This is a genomic window from Pseudomonas sp. NPDC088885 (genome assembly GCF_044750025.1).
Lineage (GTDB): Bacteria > Pseudomonadota > Gammaproteobacteria > Pseudomonadales > Pseudomonadaceae > Aquipseudomonas > Aquipseudomonas rustica.
Genome location: NZ_JBIVJB010000169.1, coordinates 1 through 5,146, shown reverse-complemented (window position 1 = coordinate 5,146; position 5,146 = coordinate 1). Strand labels below are relative to the sequence as shown.

The 5,146-nt window shown below is 59.0% G+C and carries 6 protein-coding genes; all 6 read left to right on the top strand.

Translation table 11 applies throughout. The annotated features are described in order from the left end of the window. Positions 1 to 577 (top strand): FKBP-type peptidyl-prolyl cis-trans isomerase (locus tag ACIP1X_RS27745; RefSeq protein ID WP_400755862.1); only part of this gene is annotated, 577 nt, incomplete at its 5' end. Positions 578 to 870: 293 nt separating this feature from the next. Then, positions 871 to 1,326 carry a YkvA family protein gene (locus ACIP1X_RS27740; protein WP_053118602.1) on the top strand — a complete coding sequence of 152 codons (456 nt, stop codon included), beginning with the start codon at positions 871 to 873 and terminating at the stop codon, positions 1,324 to 1,326. A gap of 112 nt (positions 1,327 to 1,438) precedes the next feature. Beyond that, complete coding sequence (locus ACIP1X_RS27735) at positions 1,439 to 1,780, top strand: helix-turn-helix transcriptional regulator (protein ID WP_212544286.1); 342 nt, start codon at positions 1,439 to 1,441, stop codon at positions 1,778 to 1,780. Beyond that, positions 1,777 to 2,148, top strand: coding sequence for a hypothetical protein (locus ACIP1X_RS27730; RefSeq protein ID WP_003223109.1), 372 nt, complete (start codon positions 1,777 to 1,779; stop codon positions 2,146 to 2,148). The genes ACIP1X_RS27735 and ACIP1X_RS27730 overlap by 4 nt, the downstream gene beginning before the upstream one ends. After that, positions 2,149 to 2,556, top strand: coding sequence for a tetratricopeptide repeat protein (locus ACIP1X_RS27725; RefSeq protein ID WP_053118607.1), 408 nt, complete (start codon positions 2,149 to 2,151; stop codon positions 2,554 to 2,556). It abuts the gene before it with no gap. A 233-nt stretch (positions 2,557 to 2,789) separates the two neighbouring features. After that, positions 2,790 to 5,146, top strand: a 2,357-nt coding sequence (locus ACIP1X_RS27720) for a DUF6531 domain-containing protein (RefSeq protein WP_400755861.1), incomplete at its 3' end; no start/stop codon positions are given.

Here is a 5,146-nt window from a genome sequence, read left to right as displayed (position 1 = left end):
TTGGAAAGAATCTGCCGAAAGCGCAGCGAATCCAGTTCCACCGCTTGATCGGCATGCCGTCGGCAAGAAAGAACAGAAGCTGAAAGACGAAGAACTGGTTGAAGCTTTCGCCGCGCTGCAAAAGCGTGCCGAAGAGCGTATGGCCAAGATGAGCGAAGAGTCGGCAACCGCTGGCAAGAAATTCCTCGAAGAAAATGGCAAGAAAGCAGGCGTGACAACAACTGCTTCCGGCCTGCAATACGAAGTCATCAAAAAGGCCGACGGCCCACAGCCTAAGCCGACGGACGTAGTGACTGTTCACTACACCGGCAAGCTGACCAACGGCACCGTATTCGACAGCTCCGTCGAGCGCGGCAGCCCGATCGATCTGCCAGTAAGCGGCGTGATCCCGGGTTGGGTTGAAGGTCTGCAACTGATGCACGTTGGCGAGAAGTACAAACTGTACATCCCTAGCGATCTGGCTTACGGCGCGCAATCGCCAAGCCCGGCAATCCCGGCCAACTCGGTTCTGGTTTTCGACCTGGAACTGCTGGCCATCAAGGATCCAGCCAAAGAAGACGCTGCTGCTGCCAAGTAAGCAGCTTCGGCTTCAACAACAACGCCTCGCTTAAGCGGGGCGTTGTTGCATCTGCAGGTTGGCGGGCGTAAACAGAGCGAACCGATGCCGGTCAGGGGAGTCATAGCTTTGAGGCTGCCCGCGCTAGACGCCCTGAGCCGCCAAGTCAATGAAATATTGGGGTTTTTTATGTGAGTAAAAAACGCCCGATCTGAGCGCGGCCCTTATAAACCGGGGCTCTCAGCGCCGAAATGCAGCTCTGTTCACAAGGTTATCCACAATTTGTGTGGATAACATTTCATCGGGAGGAATAGATGAAAGCTCCGTGGAATTTCGCTCGATTCCTGCCCCTCGCTGGCCGTTTGCTGGCCCGTGGTCGCCTGCCGACTTTATTGTTCGCCGTGGCCAGCAAAGGCGCCGCGCAAGGCAATCGCCTTGGCAAGCTCAAAGATGACCTGCGTTTGCTGCAGGCGCTGTGTCTGGCTTACTGGCGTGGCGAGTACCGCGCAATCAGTGGCAAGGCGTTGGTCTCGGTGGTGGCGGGGTTGATGTACTTCCTCAGTCCGGTCGATGCCATTCCGGATTTCATCCCGGTCTTCGGCATGCTCGACGACATCGCCGTGCTCGCCTGGCTGATGAAAACCCTCGACGAAGAACTCAACGCGTTCCGCCTGTGGCGCAGTCGTCAGCGTCCGGAAAAACTCGCGGTTGCCGAACGTCTGCCCGATACACCTGAACAACTGCAACTGGAAGGCCCGAAAAAGCCCTGAATAACCAAGACCTGCGATAGATAGATCGCCCCCGCGACCTTAGCCGCTGTTAGGATTACACTTCTAGGGAAAAGTGCCGACTCGCTAAGTGTTGTTGTCCTACGGGGTAGTCATGGATATTCAGATAATTGCACGCGATGGCGAACCCGAATACGCGGTTCTGCCATGGGCTCAATATCAGGCGTTACTCAAAGCAGCAGGTCTCAACGAAACACCGTCGCGTCCGGCCCCAACGCCTGTCGCGGCCACTTCAGACCCGATTCTTCCAGGTCTGGATCAACTCCGCAGTTTGCGCGAAGGGAAGGGCATCGCCATCGAGGCGCTGGCCCGCACGGTAGGCATCAGCCCGTCTTATCTGGCCATGATCGAAAGTGGTGAGCGTGCGCCCGACGCCGCGATTCGCCGCAGCCTGGCCTGGGAATTGACGGTGCCAGGTTGGAGGGATGAATCGTGAGCGTACGCATCAGTCGACAACATTGGGACGGGTTGCTGGGGGAGTTGGATCAGGCGCGCCGACAGCGTCATCTGCTGACGTATCGCGCCTTGCTTGAGCGTCTGCAACTGCCGACACCGGCCATGCAAACCCTGACCGCTGCACTTGAACATCTCGCCGCGCTGGATGCCAAGGCCGAGCAACCGCTGCGCAGTTCACTGGTAATCAGCCAAGGCGCGAGCCGTTTACCGCGCACCGGTTTTTTTGAATGTGTTGAACGTCTGGGGCGTTTTTCCGGGCCGTCCGACGGAGTTGCCGCCGCGTCGTGGCACGCTTCCGAAGTGGTCAGAGTGTTCGAATACGAGTACCCGGAATCGGCGGAGGCCTGAGTGTTTTTACGCCTCAAGGCGCGGGCCAGTTATTGGCTGGCCCGCCGGCTGTTTCATTGGTCGTGGTGTGTTCGCCAGCCGCGCATCTGGCGCTGGATGGAAGGGCAATTTGCGCGCATGGCCAACCTCGGCGATGTCGGCGCGCAAAGCTTTTACGGGCACATTCTGACCTTTCGCGGTGTGGGTCTGGGCGCGCGTGAAGAGGGCGTGCGACTGCTGCGTCTGGCGGCACTGGCCGGCGATGGCAAAGCGGCCTATCAGGTCGGCGTGATCAGCCTTGCCGGTACGCCGAGCAAGGCGCCGGATCCAGAGGAGGCTGCGCGCTGGTGGAGCATGGCCGCCAAGGCTGGGCACCCATTGGCCGAGCACAAACTGCAAGAATTGAGTTCGCGCGATTCCAGCCAGTAAATCTCGTCATTAATAAACAGGGCATGAGGGAAACCTCACGCCCTGTTTGCGTTTTGGCTTCTTTTGTTTAGCTGTGGGTAAGCGTTTACAGATTAGTCCTACAACCATCGCCTACTTGGCCGACTTCTTTCCTGATTGATCCCCCGCACAGTTCCCGCGCCTATTTTTTTGCGCGAGGGAACGCTCATGTTCGACCCGATTAACCCGTCCAATTCGCGCTTTGACGTGCGCTGATGGACGCCATCGCTCGCATCGAGCAAGAACTCGACAGCTTTCCCGCCAGCCTCAGTCTCTACCGCGAACAGCTCAAGCACTGGGCCAGCCGTGCCGCAGACAACGTCAGCCACGCGGCGGATCTGCCGTCGCTGATGGGCATGGAGCGGATCATCCGCTTCGGCGAAAACAGCACCGTTGTCAGCAGTACCGATAACGAGTTTTTCTCCGGCGTCGTCCAGTGCCCGAAGAGCGGGCCGATGCTGATCGAGAGCAAGTTCGAGTCGGTGTACGACATTGCGCTCGGCAACATCACCGTCGATGTGATCGCCATGGACAGTGGCGAAGTCACCCCCGTGACCCTTGATGCGCAAGGTAAAGGCTTGTTCAAGGGCACAGCGGGCAAGTTCTATCGGGTGCTGGTGCACAGCGAGGTCACCACGGCCCAGGTTGATGACCTGTTTAAAGCCTACGACGGCCTGACCGGTGAACTCGACGGCTGGCTGCGCGGTGAGTGGCAGGGTTTTAAACCGCAGTGGTCGCAATCGGTGGCGACATCGGCAAGCAACGGCATGCTGGCCGGAAGTTGGGCGGCGATCGAGGGTGTGTGGGACAGCATCGGTTTGCTCTCGGACATTCTCAAGGATCCCGGGGCCTTTGCCGAGCGGTTGGGGGCTGGGGCCACGCAGTTAAAGGAGCTGGCGGAGACGGCTCCCGATGTCATGGAAAAGCTGCAACTGCTGATGAGCGATGAAGCGGCGCTGTGTTTGCTGCTGCGTACCGCCAGCCTTTGGCTGGAGATGCTGCCGCCCAGCGAAATCGCCGGCAAAACCGCCGAAGCTGCGTCAATGATGATCGTGCAGGTGCTGATCGATGTGCTGATCGGCGTCGTGCTGACGTTTGTCGGTGCGGGTGCCGGCATCGCTTATCTGACGCTGCGTCTGGCTGACCGCGCCGCGCAGTTGTTGTCAGCGTTGACGCGGTTGCTGAAGGCGATGTTCGCCATCGTCGAAGGCTTCATCAAGTACGTCGACAAATACAAAAAAGTCGCTGCACGCGGGATTGCCGCCGGGGTGAAAAAAGGCCGGATGCAGTTGCGTTGGGATGCCAAGCGCAACGCCTTGCTGAAGAAAGACGAGCACCACGATGACGCTCCGGATCAGGCGAAAAATCCCAACGGGGACAGCGCTGATTGTGTACCGCGTACCTGCACCAACGGTTGTCCGGTGTCGATGGTCACCGGCGAAGAACTGCTCACGCTGACTGATGGCGTGCTCGATGGTGTGTTGCCGTTTGAGTTCACCCGGTTGTATCGCACCAGTGCCGTGGAAATCGATGTCGGGCAGGGGTTTGGCTGGAGCCATTCGCTGGCGCATCGATTGGAATTTGATGGTGACTCGGTTGTTTGGGTCGATCACGAGAATAGGCGCACACGGTTACCGTTGCCGAGTGTTGAGCGGCCTTCTATTCACAACAGTCTGTCGCGGGCAGCAATTTTTCTCGGGGATGAGCCGGAGGAATTGATCCTCGCGCTGGCTGGGGAAACGGCGCGGTTTTACCACTTTCGGGCCGGGCGTCTGACGGCGCTTAGCGATGCGTACGACAACCGTTTACGCATCAGCCGCGATCGTCAGGATCGCATCAGTCGTCTCGACAATGGCGCGGGGCGGGCGCTGCAGTTGCGTTACGACCGTGCGCAACTGATTGCGATCGACTACCAGAGTTTTCATCCAGCCGATTGCCTTGAAGAGACGTGGCGTACCGAGCAAACCCTCGTCAGTTATTGCTATGACGCGCGTCAGCGTTTGCTCGCGGCGACCAATGCCGCAGGTGAAAGCGAGCGCTACGACTACGACGATGCGCACGTCATCCTGCAGCGACAGCTGACCGGTGGTGCGAGTTTTTTCTGGGAGTGGGAACGGGCTGGCAAGGCTGCGCGCTGCGTGCGGCACTGGGCGTCGTTTTCGCAGATGGACACGCGTTATGTCTGGGATGACGACGGCAGTGTCGCGGTGCATTACGTCGATGGCACTGAAGAGGTTTACGTTCACGACGACCGTGCGCGACTGGTGCGCAAGGTTGAGGCCGATGGCGGTGAGCAACTCAAGGCGTACGACGATCAGGGACGGTTGGTCGCTGAACAGGATGCGCTGGGTTCTATCACCGAGTACCGCTATGACGATGTCGGACGGCTGATTGCGCTGATTCCTGCGGCGGATGCGCCGACTTCCTACGAGTATCGCAACGGTTTCCTGCATCGGCGTTCGCGTGGCGATGCGGTGTGGATTTATCGGCGCAATGCCGAGGGCGACATCACCGAGGCTGTCGATCCTGACGGACAGGTCACTCATTACTACTACAGCGTTCGCGGGCAACT

What these genes read in the sequence shown, in the direction of transcription:
- ACIP1X_RS27740 (WP_053118602.1), top strand. Translation starts at nt 871, where the DNA reads ATGAAAGCTCCGTGGAATTTCGCTCGATTCCTGCCCCTCGCTGGCCGT.
- ACIP1X_RS27735 (WP_212544286.1), top strand. Translation starts at nt 1,439, where the DNA reads ATGGATATTCAGATAATTGCACGCGATGGCGAACCCGAATACGCGGTT.